The organism is Curtobacterium sp. TXMA1 (assembly GCF_020162095.1).
Classification (GTDB): Bacteria; Actinomycetota; Actinomycetes; order Actinomycetales; family Microbacteriaceae; genus Curtobacterium.
Genome location: NZ_CP083910.1, coordinates 3,403,140 through 3,418,645, shown reverse-complemented (window position 1 = coordinate 3,418,645; position 15,506 = coordinate 3,403,140). Strand labels below are relative to the sequence as shown.

The window sequence follows — 15,506 nt, the reverse complement described above, 5'->3', positions numbered from 1 at the left end:
TCCCCGTGGTCGGGGGCGGCGCCTTCGCGTCGTGTGCCGGTGTTACTTGATCTGTGCGGTGATCGTGGCGGTGCCGACGAGCATGCCGCGCTTGACGGCGTCGGTGCTGAAGGTCTTGTTCAGCAGGCCAGCAGCGTCCTCGGAGATGTGGACGGTGGTGCCGGTCAGGATGGCGTTGTCACCCTCGAGCTGCAGCGGCTTGAGCGAACCGCCCCAGAGCTCGAACAGGTAGGCGTTCGACGCGGCGACCTCGCCGTTGACGAGGACGTCACCGTAGAGCTTGGACGAGCCCGGGTTCACGACGAAGTTCTCGAGCGTGACCGTGGTGTCGCCGGCCTTGAGGGTCAGACCGGAACCGTTGTGGTTCAGCAGGCCCTGCACGTAGGGGCGGTAGTTGCCGTCCGGGCTCCAGTAGGTGACCGAGCCGGCGGTGATCGGGAACGACACGGCGCCGTTTTCGAGCTTCGCGTTGCCCGAGACGCCCGGGGTCAGACCCAGCGAGGTCAGCGCGTCGGTGAAGCTGCTGTCGAGCGCGACGGAGGTGTCGCCGCCGAGGACGTCCGGCACGGATGCGACCGGGGCGGGGATCTTCGACGCCTCGGACGAGGACGACACCGTCTGCACGTTCGGGGTCGCGGCGTTCGCCGAGCTGATGCCGAACGCGGCACCACCGAGGACGAGGGCGCCGGTGGTGGCGAGGGTGATCGAGGTCTTCATTGACTTGCGCATGGGGGTACCAATCTGTTGTCGGCTGCCGGCCAGTGCTGTGGGCACGACAAAGCAGCTCCGAAACGGAGCTTGCGAAGCAGCATGTGGCTGCAGGAACACCGCATTTCGCGGCTGGTGTTGCACGGTATTCGGTGCACATGCGCGACTGGTTTGGTCGATGTACCCCGCACGTTGACCGGCCGGTGGAACATACATGGTGTTGTGGGCGAGTCGCGGTTCGCAGCGACACCGCAAGATCAGCGCTCGACTACCGCCGCCGGACGAGAGCCCAGCCAGAACAGCGCTGAGGCACCCGCCAAAGCCGACCTCTACAGGTGTTGCCCATGGTCCGGGCGTGCAGGAGCGTTACGCGGCGGCTCATCGATGACAGCGGTTCAGGTGCCGCGGCCTACAGTGCAGTGCAGTCAGCTATACCGGAGCCTCCGGCGCAGCCACTGGCTGGTCAGGATCACCGTGCAGCACCTCACCTACGGGTATACCTCCGTTCTCGTCAGCGATTCCGTTGCGGACGTGGTCCTTGCGTACGCTGCAGCACTCAGTCAAAGCCGGCTCAGCGACGTCGTGACCGTTCCGACAACCGACTTCAGCGGGCTGCCCTCATCGTCGCGGATGCTGCTGGCGCCAGGAATCGCGCTGATGAGTGAACCGGCGCCGGATGATGTGCTGGAAGCCGAGGAGCGGGCATTCGTTGCCGAGTTGCGCGCCCGCATCGTCGCGGTTCTCGCGGCGGGAGCTGTTGCACCGTCCCGGTCGACGATGTGACCTCCGACGGTGGAAACAACCAGCAGCTAGTGCCGAGTGAGCGTCAGCATCGCGTGGACGATCAGTTGACCATCCTGGAAGGTGCACTTCGCGCGCACGGGATCAGCGTCGATGCCGACGCATTTGCGCGGGCGCGATGCGTGCTCGATGGCAGCCTGACACGGGAGCAGGCTCGTGCGCAGATCGCCGCGAAGTACGATCTCGAGCTTCCTGGCGACTCCTGAATAGCGTGGGCTCGAATAAACGGGGTGTTGGCCCGTTCCGGGCTCGGGCACAGTGACCCGATCTTCTGTCCTGCTGGAGAAATCTCGGACAGGACCTCTGACCAGCCCGTAGGTCAGTATCAGGGGCAAAGCGACCGGATAAGCATCGGGGCGTTACGCACCTGATGGTGGATTCGAGTGGCGCGGTTCGGGGAAGCCGCGCCGCGCTGCGGTGTCATTCCACTCCGCGGATGTGGTCGTGGTGATGGCCTGGTGAAATCCGTCGTGATCGCGCGGCAGCTCGCAGCGGTATCGCCACCAGACCGATGGGCAGGAGTCTGTGGCGGGCATGGACGAAAAGTAGCCATCCGCACATCGTTCGAGCCAATCGCGGCGCAGGTTGCGGCCGTCACATGACGCTTCGTGGCTAAGCAGCCCAAGCCGCTCCAGAGTGACTCGGTGCGTGCTGCAAGGACATCGGGTGCGAGTTCCGGTCTTGCAGCCGACGCCCTCGCACTACGACGCCGTTGGGTCTGGCAAAGCGCACGACATCGCTGTCAAACCGAAAACAGAGATCCGGATTCCGCGGTCGGGCAAGCGTGGATAGCTCGACCGACGGTAGGGCTTGGTCGACAAGGCAGCCCCGCGTGTACCCCGTTTTGCTGGGGGCTCTCGGTATTCTTCGGGCTTGATCCCGTGAGGTGGGTGTTCATGATGCACGAGCAGACGTACGACGAGTCCGGGTATTGGTACCCAGACCGTGCTTCCCGCTCCGGCATTCAGCTGTTGAACCTGATGCGGCAGTACCGCTCCGCCGAGGTCGAGATGCGGCAGCGGACCCGCAAGAGCATGCGGATGAACCAGACCGACATGGAAGCCATTCGCTACCTCCTCCGCGCCGGTGAGCGCGGCGAGCAGGTCAACTCCTCCGAGCTGGCCGCACACCTGGGCATCACGTCCGCGTCCACGACGGCAGTCGTGAAGCGGCTTGTCGCATCCGGCCATGTCCAGCGTCACCCGGACCCCTCCGATGGTCGCGGGGTGCTCCTGACCGCGACCGGGCACACCGACGAGGAGGTCCGCACCACCCTCACGGACGTACATGCCCGGATGATCGCCGCCGCCGACCGGCTCTCCCCACAGACGGTCGAGGAGATGAGTGGCTTCTTCACCGAGATGATCGACGCCATGCACGCCGACGACACCAGCGCTGAACTCCGAGCAGATGACGCGCGCCCCACTGCGACCTCGGCGCCGGCGTCGCATCCGGGACGCTGATGACACCCCGGTATCCACGATGCGAACGCATCAACACTAGTAGTTAGACAAACTAGGTTCCTTGCCGCATGCTGATCCCGACGCCATGGAGCGTCGGACAGCGGACACGGGAAGGGCCGGCAATGAGCACGATCAACGCAACGCACTCGCAGTTCTCGGAGGTGCGAGCAGCAGCACGCGCACGCCTGCTGGCCGCCCTCGCGACCAGCTTCGGCATCCTCGCGGTCACCGTCGCCGCTGCTGCGGCGGTCGTCGTCACGGTCGGAGCGTGAGCGCGATGACACTGACGAATCTGCAGGAGCACCCGCATGAGTGGCACCGCCGCGGCATGCGTCACCCCGCCGAGATCGACGCGCTGGTCTATACCCGCACCAACGGCAACACCCCACCGGAGCCGTCCTACGGCGACTTCTTCCGCGCAGCCTGAACCCAGACCCCAGGTACGAGCGTCCGATGCTTGTCCTGCCCCGTTGACAGTTTCTGTCGGCGCATAGCGCGGCCCCCACCGGAGTACCGGCGGGGGCCGTCTGCTTACCCTGCAATGGCGGCGTTCCGCGCAGACAGCGGGCCACCTCCGTCGCCCTGGATCGTCTTGGCTTCACCAGGAGCTCAATCGATGGACGGCGGCACCGCCGACCCGCTGAGCCGACAGTGCCGCCGCGGAACCCCGCTATGGGCGGCCCCTGGCCCAGGAGCATGCTCAAACCGAGTTGCCGGGAACATACACCCGATCCAGAGCAGTAATCGAGGATTGGTCCACTGTTGCCAAGGGGCTTGCATAGCGGCGAGGCCGCGCATTCAGCCACGGGCAGCGTTCCTCGGATTACCCCCGACGCTTCGGCACGCCCCGAGGTGCGGCGGCGTGGGGCTCCTGCAGGGGCGATCTTGCGCTGACGTCGGCCGGTGAAGCTGCAGGAGACTTCACAGACGACTGACCTGTCGATGCCGCTGCGCTGGCTGCCGCCGCAACGTGTGAAGGACCGGCTCTGCGCAACAGCCGGTCCTCCAAGTTGCGTAAGCAGACCCGAACTGATCACGCATCTCCAACTCTGCCCGCACGGGAGGGTTCGTCCAAGACGGCTCAAATGAGGACAGACCCATGCTCGTTGGGTGCCCATACTGAAGAAGCTTCGGCTGGTTGCCGGAGAAGAGCTCCGTCGTGCTCTCTGATCGCACGACGGCACTCGAGCGGCGCCTGGTGTCCAGCTTTCCCGGGCGTGGGCGCCGCTTTCCAACAGGACGCGCCGCTGTCAGCGAGGGTGGGTGAGCCGGTATATCCCGGATGGCACCATGACAGGGCGAACACTTGTGAGTGGCAGGCAGCCAAGTACGGACTCGACGTTCCGGCAAACGTTTCGCGCGGAGGGGAGCGCGGGCTGTCTGCTCTGGGTCTCGGGACTACCTGCGCGGCTACCGAGCGCCGAGTCGCGGTGATGTGCGGAGAGTGAGGCCGCAGTGGTGGGTAGTGAGAGTCACCGATCGGACCGTTCCGAATGGGTCGCCGTCGAGCTGAACGCGTTCCGGTGCGTCCAGGTCGAGGCGGAGGTTCCGTGCCCGGGTGGTGGGGAGTGCACGTGATCGTGGAAGGACCTTGGCGAGCACACGCCCGAAGCCGGTGCGGGCGAAGAACCGGTTGAGGGTGAGGGTGTAGCCGATTTTGGTCCACCCAAACCAGCCGTTGGGCCGGAACGCGACAGCGTCAAGGATGCCGTCATCGGGTTCCGCGCGCGGCAGAAGCAGGACGCCGGCGGTGAGGGTGCCGCAGTTGCCGACGATGATCGTGTGCGCCCGCATCGAGCGTGCTGGGCCGTTGTCCAGCCTGTAGCGGATGGGGATCTGACGGTTGCCAATCACGGACCGGGCGATGGGGTCGGAGTACGCCACCCAGCCGAAGCGCTTCTTGACCCAGGCGTTAGTGTCGGCCGCCATGCTCGCGTCGAGTCCGATGCCCGCCATGACGAGGAACACGTGTTCGCTTGTCGAATGATCGGCGTGGGTCAGCTCCGCAAGCCCCAGATCGATCCGCCGATCGGTGCCGGTGAAGACAGTGTCAATGACCGCGTCGACGTCGTTGCGGGGCAGGCCAAGGTTGCGGGCGAAGAGGTTCCCGGTGCCGGTCGGGAGAACTGCGACGGGGATTCCGGTGCCCCGGAGTTCTTCCGCGACGATTCGCAGTGTTCCGTCGCCGCCGACGGCGAGGATGACGTCGGGGGCGCTGCCGGCGGCTGCTCGTGCGGCGGCGCGGCCGCCGTCGCCAGCCGCTGTCGGGTACCAGCGCGTCGATCCCCACCCGTGCCGGACGGCAGCCGCGTCGAGTACCCCCTGCAGTCGATGTTGGTCGGTCTTGGTCGGGTTGAGGACGACCGCGGCAGTGCGCACGGATGCGAGTGAGGGTGTTGCCGGGTTCAGTTGACGCGCCTGGCCTTGCGTCCGGCACGGCGGACTGCGCCGAAGATCAGGGTCCCGACGAACAGGACGATGCCGATGATCGCGAGCCAGAGCAGGCCCTTCAGTGCGAAGCCGACGATCGCGAGGATGACCCAGAGGGTGAGGAGGACGATGACGGTCTTCATGGTGATGCTTCCTGTCGGAGGTGGGAAGAGCGAGAGTGGGGTCAGTGGATGCGGAGCTCGGCGACCATCGGGCAGGCGAAGGGGTCGCGTGCGGCGAGACCGACCCGGTTCAGGTAGCGGACGACGATGCCGTACGACCGCAGCAGCGTCGTCTCGGTGTACGGCACGTCGAGCGTCTCGCAGTGGTCCCGCACCAGCAGACGGGCCTGCTTCAGCGCAGGACGCGGCATCGACGGGAACAGGTGGTGCTCGACCTGGTAGTTCAGGCCGCCCATCAGGAAGGAGACCCACCAGCCACCGCGGATGTTCCGCGAGGTCCGGACCTGTCGGGAGAAGAAGTCGACCTTGGCGCCGTGCGCGATCGTCGGCATGCCCTTGTGGTTCGGGGCGAACGAGGCGCCCATCATCACGCCGAACACGGCCAGCTGCACACCGAGGAACGCGCACGCCATCCCGAACGGCAGGAACCAGAACACGACCGTCAGGTAGATGCCGAACCGGGCGACGAGCATGCCGCCCTCGAGCCACCGGTGCCGTGCATCGGCCTTCGTCCCGGAGCCCGTCACGATCGACGTCACGGCGTACCGGTGCAGGTTCAGCCCCTCGAGCGTGAGCAGCGGGAAGAACAGCCACCCCTGGAAACGCAGGAAGGTCCGCATCAGCGGGCCCTTCGTCGCGGCGGCGTCCTCGGGCAGGAAGCGGATGCCGTCGGGCGCGATGTCGGGGTCCTTCCCGACGGTGTTCGGGTTGCCGTGGTGGCGGGTGTGCTTGTTCATCCACCACGAGTAGCTCAAGCCCACCAGGAACGTGCCGAGCCACCGGCCCGCGTGGTCGTTCCACTTTTGCGACGCGAACACCTGACGGTGCGCGGCCTCGTGCGACAGGAACGCGAACTGGGTGAAGATGACCCCGAGCGCTCCCGCGACGATCAGCTGGAACCACGAGTCACCGAGGAACGCGAACGCCACCCAGGCCAGCGCGAGACCCGCGACCAGGCTGCCGAACAGGGACCAGTAGAAACCGGTGCGCCGACGGAGCAGGCCGTTCTCCTTCACCTGCGCCAGGAGCGCGGAGTAGGTGGACGTACCGTTGCGGCTGCCCGGACCGGGTCGGGTCCGGGTGAAACCGGGAGCAAGCGGGGTGGTCGTCATCGAGGACCGACCTTCTGTGGTGAGCGATCCTTCGACCGGTCCGGAGAGTTGACGCATCCGCGCTTGGTGCAACGCTACAGCCTCCGGATGCGTTCCACCCGTGAATGTTCGGCTGGGAATGCCGTGCAGCCGCTGTTTGCCATTTCCACGGCGAGGAGCGCGCGGCTCCTGCTGTCGAACAGGCCGAGCAGTCGGACGACACCGTCCTGCTGATGCGCCAGCGATCGGAACCCGTCTCGCTGCGGCCGGACCCGACCGATCGAGTGCCCCTCGAGCGCGGCGTCGGGCCAGCCCCAACGCCCGCGTGCTTGCAGTCGTGTCCTCATGTCACCACCCTCCTCGTACCCGGATGATGAGCAAAGAAGGGGTCCCTGGTCACGGCTGTTCGGAACCTGCACGCCGTCACCAACGGCGAGGAGGAGACTCCCGTCAGACGGTTCCGACCACGATGCTCGCAGCGGCGCACGCACCCTGGCGATCACCACCGTCGACGGAAGCAGTCACCATGACCGGCTCATCCACCACTGCAGACCAGCACCTCGCACTGGCGAGTGTCGTTGCGTCCGGCCTCCCTGCGTCTCTTGGCACCGACGCAGCCGAACGGTTCTACGACGTTCCCGCCGTCTTCAACCGACGACCCAACCCGCAGGAGATTGCAGCGTTGGAAGGCTCAGGGAGTCACCACTCGCTGGAGCGTGTCGGCTACCGGGATGTGACCCTGGCCGTCCACGATCGGCGCTTGATCATCGGCAACACCAATCTCGGCCAGCTCGAACGCGGTCTCGCCACCGCCATCGCGAACCTGGTCCAGGAGATCAGCACCGATGCCCTGTTGGCCATGCGGCAGTCACGTGCTGATGCGCAGACCGCGCAAGATGCTCAGATCGCTCGCGCCCAAAACATCACCCGCGCTGCCGAACGAATCCACTTCACCCCCGACACCTCCGACGATGCGGCGGGCGGCGCACCAGACAGCCTTGCAGAACGCAGGTCTGAGGCGCCGTGAGCAGTCATGCTCACCGCCGACACAGCACGGGACGCCGATCGGTCGACCTGCCTTCGCCCCCGTGCGCTGGCATCAACCGGCTGACCGCAGAGATCGAGAAGAACACCATGTTGGACTCAGCAACTCACATCACGCTCGACCCCGCAGGAGTGCTGCGGACCCTCGTCCTCCAAGAGCCCGCCGGTCCTGACATCACCCTGACCCTCCGGGGAACCGCCCCGGAAAGGTTGCAGTACAACGGGCGGATTTGGGCAGCCACGCATCATCGCCTGCACCGACCGATGGCACGCAACGGCTACCAATACACGCTCCTACAGCCGCCAGAAGCACCCCCGCTCAGTTGACGGGTACGCACGTCTCTTGAACTTCGGAACCTGCGTTGAGCGGCGATCTCACTAGCGCTGGTGCTCCTGGGCTTGTTTCCGACCGTTGGCGCCGTCTGGCTCCTCGCCCGAGGCAACTCACTCGGTTGGGTCCTCCTTGCGGCTGACATAGCACTTGGTTTCGCGAAGGTGCGCGTGGCGGCGGCGCTCGACGGTGTCCCGTCCGACCGGTAGCGGATGGGCCACCGGACGACGAAATCGAGGAGCCTTCCGGTCAGCTGAGGGAGCTGCTGCCCGTCACGGTCGCGAAGCTGCCGTCGAGTGCGGCCATGAACGCGGCGTGCACGGTCGCGCCGGGGACGAACGTCTCACCGTGCAGCAGGTCGGGCGCCGTGCAAGCGTCAGACACCACGGTGTTCCGGTACCCGAGCTCGTGCGCAGCCCGGGTGGTGGAGTCGATACACATGCTGCTCATCATGCCGACGATCACCAGCTCGGTGACGTCGGCGTCCTCGGGGACGCCCTGCAGGCCGGTGTCGATGAAGCTGTTCGGCAAGTGCTTCTTGAGCATCACCTCACCCTCGGCCGGTTCGACCGACGGATGGAACCCCACCCCCCGCCGTCCCGGGGCGGAAGAACGAGGCGTCGGGATTGGTGCTCACGTGGAAGACATGCACGACGAGCTCACCAGCCGTACGGAACTCCTCGAGGACCGTGCGCGCTGCGGTGGCCGCTGCTTCCGGCTCGACAAGGGGGAACGCTCCGCCCGGGAAGTAGTCACGCTGGATGTCGACGAGGACGAGAGCACGGGTCATCCCACGAGTATGGCGGCCGCCGGGGCGCGGCCCGGTCACAGGTCGGCGAAGCCGGACCGCCAGCTCGACCGCCGAGGCGAGAAGCCCGACTCGCGGGCCAGGCGGTTCGACACCGGCCGCCCGAGGTCACCGGTCTGCTCAACACGCGGGGTCGCACCGCCGACAGCAGCGGAGAACGCCGGAACCCAAGCGGTTCCGGATGCTGATTCGTCATCCACGACGTTTCGGACGCCAGCCGTCCACCCGATTGCAGCGACCACAGCCGCCGCGGTATCGTCGACGGGCAGGAACGAGGTCACGGTTTCGGTCGCGGGGAGCAGACCAGCACGAGCGGCTTCGCCGAACCGGCCCTCGGCCGAGTACCAGGTCCCGGGTCCGTACAGCTGACCGAACCGCAGCACGACCCCTGCGTCGACCTGCTGGACGGCGACCTCGAGCGCACGCACGGCGTTGATCGTCGTCAGACGGGGCTCCCCGGCGCCGATGTCCAACGGGTTTGCCTCGGTGGCCGGTTCCGTTCCGGGCGGGTAGACCCACGAGATGCTCTGCGCGACGATCCGGTCCACCCCGGCTTCTCGTGCCGCATCGACCAGATTCCGGGTCCCCGTCGAACCGGAGCCGCGCGTTGCTGGCCGAGTTCCCCGTGCCGAGGTCCGTCATCAGGTGCAGGACGGCTTCGCGCTCGCGACCGTCGCCATCGTGCCGTCACGGTCCAGCGCGTCGAGCACCGTCGTGTTCACGCCAGGACGTTCGAGCAGTCGCACCTTCTCCGCCGAGCGGGACGTCAGGGTCAGGTCGTGCCCCGCTGCGAGGAGCAGGGGGACGACCGAACGGGCGAGGACACCGGAACCACCGGCCACGAGGATGCGCACCGTTCCATCGTGGCAGGGCCGACGGGACGGGACAGCCACCGGCAGGGGTGCCCGGCTGCGACGTCCGGAACCCGCCAGCGGCCGCGTGCACGGACAGGCCCTCGGTTGATTCGCCACTGTCACTGGCTGAGACTGTAGGGGCGCTCCGGGCAGACGGGGTCCGCCTCGACCGATCGGCCTCACCTGCAGCTACCAAACGAATCGTTGGGCTCCCGAACCGCTGCTCAGCACGACAGCAGACTGCAGGTCTAGAAGCGTCACGGACGTAGTTCTCGTCGGCCGGTGGATGTCCGCGAGCTGGGCTCCTGATAGATCGTGCGCCGTCCGCATCTTCCCGTCGGCGTCTTCAACAACCATCGCCCCCATCGCAGTGGACGCATCGTCGGCCCTTTTCGCTGCTGTCGAATACCGGTATCCGCCTCCACTCATCGCAAGTCGCTGCATGCTTCGCTTCGCTGCTGCACCATCACCGAGCAGCGATCGGGCGGTGATTGTCAACGCGTCCTCCGCCGGCGCGGAATCCGGTTTGGAGGAAGCCGGAAGCGCCTCTCCGCCTACTCGGGCGACGACCGCAGCGAGCCGACTTCGACTGACCACGTCAGCGTCATCGAGCGCCGTAGCTTGCTTGGTTGCCGCCGCCGAGACTCTCGAGCGTAACCCAGCGGTCGCCGCACCGAACCGTTCGTCATCGGCGAGGAAATACGACGAACTGAGAAGAGCCGCGAGGTCGAGGTCACCCTTCGACACCAGGTCACGCATCTGTGCGAGAGTGTGTTTTCCGGCTGGATCGTGATCGACGTCGCACTGCTGGAGCATTGATTCCCACCGCGCTGACGCGTCGACAGAGGGAACGGGGATCGGTAGCCAGCCCGTCGGCACAGCGCCGGCACGAGCATCGAGCTTCTCCGTCCTGCCGCTGACCGTGGTGAGCAGCGCGGTCACCTGAGGGTCCGGAGTAGTCGCACCTTCGATACCCCACCAACCGCCGGCATACTCAGTGAAGCCCTCGAACCGAGCATCGGGCGCCGTCACCGTCATGCGCGAACTGTTCGCGAGATCGAGTACATGGGCCACCGCGGGGAGCGTCGTGGAATCAATGGGCGACGCAGTGAGGCGAGCGAGCCAAGTCTGCAGCTCAGCCTGCGTGGGCGTGGACTCCCCCAAGGACGACAGCGCGCTCGAAGCGATGGCGGCTGTGTCGATCTGATCGACGGTTGCTCCCGGCGCGCTGCCCGTCGCCAGGGCGGCTTGCAGACGGTCCGTTACCGGTCCCGGCACAGTGCCGCGCGCGCCGAGCAGTGCCTGCGCGACCCGAGCTGTCGAGACCGCCGACACTTCGCCATCTTCGGACTCTGCATACCCGTCACCGTTGAAGAGCACGGCCGCCTCTCGCTGCACGAACGACCGACCCGCGGTCGACGCTGTCAAGAACGGCGCAGCGATCGAGAGCGCCGCGGCCGAGCCACCGACTGCGGCGTCCCCGTCCCGAACTTGTTGCTGAACAGTGCGCAGCATGGCGGCCTGGGACACAGTGCTCGGCCGATCTGCGAGACCGCGCCCGACCATGTGCGCTGACCACAGAGTGGCGTAAGGGGACGGCTTCGCAGCGAAGTCCTCAACTGCTCCATACCGATCGAGTCGATCACCGCCGAGCCAGGCAGAGTCGTCGGCGGCGGTGACCAGCCGCAGCGCTGGAGCGCAGATGTCAGCGCGTTCGGCTCGCTCGTGGGCTCCCCGGGCCACCACGACGGTCGCCACCGCGCCCACGACGACCAGTACGAGACTCAGCGACGCGGCGAGCAGCTTCTTCTGACGAGAGGAACGAATGAGGATCTCCTCCTTGCAGTACCTTGCCGCGCAAGGTACCTTGTTGGACATGGTCAGCAGTTTCGGTGAACAGCTCCGACGAGCGTCACTTCGGACGGCAGTACTTGCTGCGTTGGACAGCGCGGACGCGTTGTTCGGACTCGACGTGCTCCGGACACTGCGGCAGTCAGCAACAATGGCGACCACCGAAGGATCGATCTATCCGCTGCTGCACCGTCTGGAGCGAGAAGGGCTTGTTGAGAGTTCCTGGGCGCTCGCAACGAAGCCGAAACCGCGGCGGTACTACCGCCTCACTGCGCTCGGTTCGCAGACTCTGGCTGCGGATCGGGCAGACTGGTCGAATTTCGCACCAGCTTTTTCCGACATCATCACCTCGGAGGGGACCCATGAATAACACAGACGACCTGGCAACCCAGTATCTGAATCGGTTGGACCGGGCAGCTCGGAACCTCCCAAAGAATCGCCGGAAGGCATTGCGGCAGCAGGTGGCCGAACATTTCCAGTCGGTCTCAGAGGAAGGCGGAGACGTGGCCGCCGAGCGCGCACGTCTTGGCGATCCGGAGGACTTGGTTGCCGCTGAGATGACGAACGGCAGCCCGGCGAGTTCTGGTCGCCGAGTTCTGGCAGTGGTACTTCTCGTGCTCGCCTGCCTCTGGGGAGCTGGATCAGCGCTTGTCCTCGTGTTCACAGCAGCGACGCAGTCGATGCCGGCATGGTTGACCGGCTTTGCCAGCCTCGCGTTCGTCGTCGCGTTGCTCGCTGTGATCTGGTCCGTTCGGGCGCTTCGCCGATGACGGCACTGCGCGGCCGCTCGATGAGCGGCCGCGCAGTCGGGTGTCAGTTCGTGGTCAGGCTGTAGGTGTTGTTCCCGACCTTCCAGGTGGACGTCGTGTTCTGGTTCACGCTGAGCAGCGGTCCAGCCCACTCGACTCCCTGATAGTTGTTCGTCGTCGAGGTGCCCTTTCCGGTCGCCTTGTAATCGACGCCCTGGTTGAAGATGCTGCCCGACGCACCGGCCGGAACGGAGATGCTGATACCGACGCCAGTCGCCCAGAAGTGATCCGTCAACGAAACAGTCCCGGACCCCGATCCCGTCCATGACGTGGTGGTCTTGCCCGAGAGCACCTTCGCGAAAGTGCCTGCGTTCGCGATCTTCACCGTCGACCGGAACGAGTTCTTGATGTGGTTGCCGGAGCTGGAGCTGGACACGGCGTGGTTGCCGTCAGCCATCGAACTCGATGCCTGCGTCGAGACCGTTCCTGGCTGCGGTGTGGTCCTGATGACAAGTGAACTCGTCGGGGATGCCGGCGTCGAGACGCTGAAATCCTCCGCGTTCGCGGCGGCCGGTCCGAACGAGACGGCCGCCCCTACGGTCGTCACCAAGACACCAGTTGCAATTGCAGCACGCTTGAAACGCATTGTTCCCTCCCTGAGGGCAGCGATCTGCTTCCCCCACGACGACCCTATGAGCCATCCGTGCGGTACGGCAAGTGGGGCCCATCTCAAAGCTGATGGACCGGTCGCGTCGCAGCCGTTATCAACAACGCGGCCGGCCGCTGTACTACATTGACACGCTCCACGCCATCCGTGGCCCGGTCGCGGAAGGAGCCCGCGGCGAGCGGCAACCTGTGTAGCGGCGAGCCGAAGCGTTCAGGGTCGCGGCCGGTGTGGCGGGCGTTGCCGCATCCGGTGAGACTTCATCGGATGATTCACCGCGCCCGGTCAGGGTCGGCAGCCGCTGGCGCGGTGGACCCGCGGTACGCGACGACGTTGTGGAAGCGTGCGGGGTTCCGCTGCCAAGGAGCAGGCGCGTTACTCGATTCGCATCCTCGTGGTGCCAGAGGCGTCGTGCGGTCCTGTACGTCTCCGCTCCGACCCGTGGGTGGTGGCTGTGCTCGGCGTGACTCCTTAGCTTGCGTGTCTCGTCGATGGCCGGTACCCCCGCCTGGGAACGGACGTGACTGTTCGAACCGCGACCTGGGTGGCATGGGCGGCCCGGATGTCAACGCCCCAGCTGTCTCGTCAAGGTCTGCCCCGTGACGATGTCCTCGCGGGCGAGAGGGGGCGGCTCGTGATTCTCGCCGCAGGCGTCGTCCGGATGTTCGTAGTCGCCGTTTTCGAGGTGGCGAGGTGCCAGGCGTCCGATCGTGTTCGCCTCGAGGTCGGTAAGTGACGCGATGGTGTCGTTGCTCAGTTCCTGCACCTCCTGAACGCGATGGGCGAGATCGAAGAGTCGGCGGCGCTGCTGGGGGTCATTGGAGCGAGCCAGCGCCAGGATGCGCACCTGAGCGGCGTAGAGGATGCCGTCATGATCGACGCGCGAGGACTTTGCCTGGCTGAGGAGCTCAGCGCACTGGACGCCTCGGACGCGGTTTGGGCACGTGCGCGGGTCCCACTCCTGCACGGTGCGTCCGAGCGGGATCCGCAGCTGCTCAAAGGGATCGGCCGGCGGACGACCGAGCGCGGTAGCGTGCGCTGCTGCAGATGGTCGACAGCGTGTGTGTCTGGTGGAGCGACGAGGACGGTCGGGGTGCGCTCCGTTCGAACGAAGTCGAGTCAGAGGTATTCGTCCACTTCTCGAACATCAACAGGACCCGGCACCACCTACTTCGACCCGGACAGCGTGTTCTGTTCGAAGTGGAGCCGTACCCGCGGGGGCGGGACGGCTACTTCTTCCGCGCCCACAATGTGACGACCTTCTGACCACTGACCCTCCTCGCCGCAGGAGTGCGGGTTGACCGCTTGTCGGGTAGCTGTCGCCTCGGTGTCGGGTTGCCGTCGTGGGCAGCGGGCGGCGCTTCTCCTACTGTGGCAAACATGAGCCAGACACGAATCCTCGAGCTCCGTACGCAACGAGGATGGACCCAGGAGCGACTCGCAGAAGCCAGCGGCGTCACCGTCCGCACGGTCCAGCGGCTCGAAGCGGGCAACGACGTCAGTCTCGACACGCTCTCTCGTCTGGGCCGGGCGCTCGGAGTGCCGGTGCGGGATCTGTTCGTTCAGATACCGGACACCGACTTCGGCAACGCCGCTTCCGCGCTGGATCAGGATGAGGCCCGCAGATTCTCGGAGGCAGCGCGGGATGCATGGCACGCAACAGCTCTCGGGGTGGCCTTGTTCGTCGCATCCCCCATTCCGGTCGTGCTGCTCATCGCCGGAGCGGACCAGGGAGTCATCCCGACGAGCGTGGAGATCGCCATCGTCCTCGGAATCGGGGTGCTCCTGCTCGTCGCCGCGGTCGGGGCTGTCCAGTTGCTCCGGGCATCCGCGGCGTTGATGCCGTTTCGGTTCATCCGTGCGAAGCGACTGGCTGCCGGGAACGATGCAGCGCACTGGGTCAAACGCGTCGTGGGTGCACAAAGGCAGCGTCGAGCGGTGACAGTCGCGTTCGCGGTGACAGCCTGGATCCTGTCATCACTGCCACTCATCGTCGTTGCCCTGCTCGGCCCTTCGACGCTCTCCGGGCTGTGGATCGCTGCCGCGACGACGTTTCTTCTCGTCGTTGTTGCCAGTGGAGTCTTCGCGGTCCTTCGCTCCGCATGGCTGCCGTACGTTGCCGAAAAGCTGTCCATCGGGGTCGACCAGGAGGTCGACCGATAGCCGGTCCTTTAACGGATGCGCCAGCGCGGCCTGCTCGCACCGCAGCTTGTTCTGTCTCAGATGACTAGTCCGGTGGTGTTCTTCGATGAGGGTCCCGCATACGGACGTCGGTGCCGGCTCCTACTGTCGCGGTCATGGGTCGTCGTCGTTCGGATCGTTGGGTGCCCGGCTCGCCGTTCTCGCTTGAGGAAGATGCTCGTGGGCCCGAGGTGTATGAGCTGCCGGAGCCGTTGCCGGTGCATGCGTGGTTCCAATTGCCTGACCGCCTGCTTCGTCGGAGTGACGCTCAGGCGTATCGCTTGACCCGGGACGCGGTTTGGGTGGAAGCAGGTCGCGATGAGACCAAGCTGGCTGCTTGGGTGTGGCG

The 15,506-nt window shown here is 66.1% G+C and carries 20 protein-coding genes and 1 pseudogene; 10 read left to right on the top strand and 11 right to left on the bottom strand.

The annotated features are described in order from the left end of the window. Window positions 1–42 precede the first annotated feature (42 nt). A complete protein-coding gene (locus LCG91_RS16205; RefSeq protein ID WP_224442034.1) occupies window positions 43–729 on the bottom strand; it encodes a hypothetical protein in 687 nt (228 codons plus the stop codon). 453 nt (window positions 730–1,182) lie between these two features. Between LCG91_RS16205 and LCG91_RS16200 the strand changes: the two genes are divergently transcribed. The 5 genes from LCG91_RS16200 to LCG91_RS16180 all read left to right on the top strand — a co-directional run bounded on the left by LCG91_RS16200 (window position 1,183) and on the right by LCG91_RS16180 (window position 3,399). Then, window positions 1,183–1,491: a hypothetical protein gene (locus LCG91_RS16200; protein WP_224442033.1), complete on the top strand. Its 309-nt coding sequence runs from the start codon at window positions 1,183–1,185 to the stop codon at window positions 1,489–1,491. 53 nt (window positions 1,492–1,544) lie between these two features. Then, window positions 1,545–1,715 (top strand): hypothetical protein, encoded by a 171-nt coding sequence (locus LCG91_RS16195; protein ID WP_224442032.1) that lies wholly within the window; start codon window positions 1,545–1,547, stop codon window positions 1,713–1,715. 690 nt (window positions 1,716–2,405) lie between these two features. After that, a complete protein-coding gene (locus LCG91_RS16190) occupies window positions 2,406–2,972 on the top strand; it encodes a MarR family winged helix-turn-helix transcriptional regulator (RefSeq protein ID WP_224442031.1) in 567 nt (188 codons plus the stop codon). 122 nt (window positions 2,973–3,094) lie between these two features. Next, on the top strand, window positions 3,095–3,244 hold the full coding sequence (locus tag LCG91_RS16185; RefSeq protein ID WP_224442030.1) for a hypothetical protein: 150 nt from the start codon (window positions 3,095–3,097) through the stop codon (window positions 3,242–3,244). A gap of 5 nt (window positions 3,245–3,249) precedes the next feature. Then, window positions 3,250–3,399, top strand: coding sequence for a hypothetical protein (locus LCG91_RS16180; RefSeq protein ID WP_224442029.1), 150 nt, complete (start codon window positions 3,250–3,252; stop codon window positions 3,397–3,399). Between the two features lie 983 nt (window positions 3,400–4,382). Here the strand turns inward: LCG91_RS16180 and LCG91_RS16175 are convergent. The 3 genes from LCG91_RS16175 to LCG91_RS16165 are packed head-to-tail and all read right to left on the bottom strand — an operon-like array spanning window position 4,383 to window position 6,696. Beyond that, window positions 4,383–5,351, bottom strand: coding sequence for a diacylglycerol/lipid kinase family protein (locus LCG91_RS16175; RefSeq protein WP_224442028.1), 969 nt, complete (start codon window positions 5,349–5,351; stop codon window positions 4,383–4,385). Window positions 5,352–5,377: 26 nt separating this feature from the next. Beyond that, complete coding sequence (locus LCG91_RS16170; protein ID WP_224442027.1) at window positions 5,378–5,545, bottom strand: hypothetical protein; 168 nt, start codon at window positions 5,543–5,545, stop codon at window positions 5,378–5,380. Window positions 5,546–5,586: 41 nt separating this feature from the next. Continuing rightward, on the bottom strand, window positions 5,587–6,696 hold the full coding sequence (locus tag LCG91_RS16165) for a fatty acid desaturase family protein (protein WP_224442026.1): 1,110 nt from the start codon (window positions 6,694–6,696) through the stop codon (window positions 5,587–5,589). 505 nt (window positions 6,697–7,201) lie between these two features. Between LCG91_RS16165 and LCG91_RS16160 the strand changes: the two genes are divergently transcribed. Further along, window positions 7,202–7,702: a hypothetical protein gene (locus tag LCG91_RS16160; protein ID WP_224442025.1), complete on the top strand. Its 501-nt coding sequence runs from the start codon at window positions 7,202–7,204 to the stop codon at window positions 7,700–7,702. Window positions 7,703–8,299: 597 nt separating this feature from the next. On the opposite strand, the gene LCG91_RS16155 is transcribed toward LCG91_RS16160, so the two are convergent. From LCG91_RS16155 to LCG91_RS16135, 5 genes and pseudogenes are all read right to left on the bottom strand, one after another. Continuing rightward, window positions 8,300–8,638, bottom strand: a complete 339-nt coding sequence (locus LCG91_RS16155) for an isochorismatase family protein (protein ID WP_263480166.1) — start codon at window positions 8,636–8,638, stop codon at window positions 8,300–8,302. Further along, complete coding sequence (locus LCG91_RS16150) at window positions 8,601–8,840, bottom strand: isochorismatase family protein (RefSeq protein WP_224442024.1); 240 nt, start codon at window positions 8,838–8,840, stop codon at window positions 8,601–8,603. The genes LCG91_RS16155 and LCG91_RS16150 overlap by 38 nt, the downstream gene beginning before the upstream one ends. 35 nt (window positions 8,841–8,875) lie before the next feature. Then, a pseudogene (locus tag LCG91_RS16145) lies at window positions 8,876–9,436 on the bottom strand (NAD-dependent epimerase/dehydratase family protein); the annotation flags it as partial. A 63-nt stretch (window positions 9,437–9,499) separates the two neighbouring features. Further along, window positions 9,500–9,712 carry an NAD(P)H-binding protein gene (locus tag LCG91_RS16140; protein WP_224442022.1) on the bottom strand — a complete coding sequence of 71 codons (213 nt, stop codon included), beginning with the start codon at window positions 9,710–9,712 and terminating at the stop codon, window positions 9,500–9,502. A gap of 189 nt (window positions 9,713–9,901) precedes the next feature. Next, entirely contained in the window at window positions 9,902–11,590 is a 1,689-nt protein-coding gene (locus LCG91_RS16135; protein ID WP_224442021.1) for a hypothetical protein, read from the bottom strand. Between LCG91_RS16135 and LCG91_RS16130 the strand changes: the two genes are divergently transcribed. After that, complete coding sequence (locus LCG91_RS16130; protein WP_224442020.1) at window positions 11,589–11,933, top strand: PadR family transcriptional regulator; 345 nt, start codon at window positions 11,589–11,591, stop codon at window positions 11,931–11,933. The genes LCG91_RS16135 and LCG91_RS16130 overlap by 2 nt on opposite strands. After that, entirely contained in the window at window positions 11,926–12,333 is a 408-nt protein-coding gene (locus LCG91_RS16125) for an HAAS signaling domain-containing protein (RefSeq protein ID WP_224442019.1), read from the top strand. The genes LCG91_RS16130 and LCG91_RS16125 overlap by 8 nt, the downstream gene beginning before the upstream one ends. Before the next feature lie 43 nt (window positions 12,334–12,376). Here LCG91_RS16125 and LCG91_RS16120 read toward each other — a convergent pair whose 3' ends face one another. Both LCG91_RS16120 and LCG91_RS16115 read right to left on the bottom strand, forming a co-directional pair. Next, the gene (locus LCG91_RS16120) at window positions 12,377–12,958 is read right to left on the bottom strand and encodes a hypothetical protein (protein WP_224442018.1); all 582 of its coding nucleotides are present in this window, start codon (window positions 12,956–12,958) and stop codon (window positions 12,377–12,379) included. Between the two features lie 583 nt (window positions 12,959–13,541). Continuing rightward, window positions 13,542–13,823: a hypothetical protein gene (locus LCG91_RS16115; RefSeq protein WP_224442017.1), complete on the bottom strand. Its 282-nt coding sequence runs from the start codon at window positions 13,821–13,823 to the stop codon at window positions 13,542–13,544. Between the two features lie 200 nt (window positions 13,824–14,023). Between LCG91_RS16115 and LCG91_RS16535 the strand changes: the two genes are divergently transcribed. After that, complete coding sequence (locus tag LCG91_RS16535; RefSeq protein ID WP_224442016.1) at window positions 14,024–14,242, top strand: cold-shock protein; 219 nt, start codon at window positions 14,024–14,026, stop codon at window positions 14,240–14,242. 114 nt (window positions 14,243–14,356) lie between these two features. Next, window positions 14,357–15,139: a helix-turn-helix transcriptional regulator gene (locus tag LCG91_RS16105; RefSeq protein ID WP_224442015.1), complete on the top strand. Its 783-nt coding sequence runs from the start codon at window positions 14,357–14,359 to the stop codon at window positions 15,137–15,139. Window positions 15,140–15,506: the final 367 nt, after the last annotated feature.

Bases quoted from the DNA above. Each gene is read 5' to 3' on its own strand.
- LCG91_RS16205 (WP_224442034.1), bottom strand. From the start codon at position 729: ATGCGCAAGTCAATGAAGACCTCGATCACCCTCGCCACCACCGGCGCC.
- LCG91_RS16190 (WP_224442031.1), top strand. From the start codon at position 2,406: ATGATGCACGAGCAGACGTACGACGAGTCCGGGTATTGGTACCCAGAC.
- LCG91_RS16185 (WP_224442030.1), top strand. From the start codon at position 3,095: ATGAGCACGATCAACGCAACGCACTCGCAGTTCTCGGAGGTGCGAGCA.
- LCG91_RS16180 (WP_224442029.1), top strand. From the start codon at position 3,250: ATGACACTGACGAATCTGCAGGAGCACCCGCATGAGTGGCACCGCCGC.
- LCG91_RS16170 (WP_224442027.1), bottom strand. From the start codon at position 5,545: ATGAAGACCGTCATCGTCCTCCTCACCCTCTGGGTCATCCTCGCGATC.
- LCG91_RS16165 (WP_224442026.1), bottom strand. From the start codon at position 6,696: ATGACGACCACCCCGCTTGCTCCCGGTTTCACCCGGACCCGACCCGGT.
- LCG91_RS16160 (WP_224442025.1), top strand. From the start codon at position 7,202: ATGACCGGCTCATCCACCACTGCAGACCAGCACCTCGCACTGGCGAGT.
- LCG91_RS16150 (WP_224442024.1), bottom strand. From the start codon at position 8,840: ATGACCCGTGCTCTCGTCCTCGTCGACATCCAGCGTGACTACTTCCCG.
- LCG91_RS16130 (WP_224442020.1), top strand. From the start codon at position 11,589: ATGGTCAGCAGTTTCGGTGAACAGCTCCGACGAGCGTCACTTCGGACG.
- LCG91_RS16135 (WP_224442021.1), bottom strand. From the start codon at position 11,590: ATGTCCAACAAGGTACCTTGCGCGGCAAGGTACTGCAAGGAGGAGATC.
- LCG91_RS16125 (WP_224442019.1), top strand. From the start codon at position 11,926: ATGAATAACACAGACGACCTGGCAACCCAGTATCTGAATCGGTTGGAC.
- LCG91_RS16120 (WP_224442018.1), bottom strand. From the start codon at position 12,958: ATGCGTTTCAAGCGTGCTGCAATTGCAACTGGTGTCTTGGTGACGACC.
- LCG91_RS16535 (WP_224442016.1), top strand. From the start codon at position 14,024: ATGGTCGACAGCGTGTGTGTCTGGTGGAGCGACGAGGACGGTCGGGGT.
- LCG91_RS16105 (WP_224442015.1), top strand. From the start codon at position 14,357: ATGAGCCAGACACGAATCCTCGAGCTCCGTACGCAACGAGGATGGACC.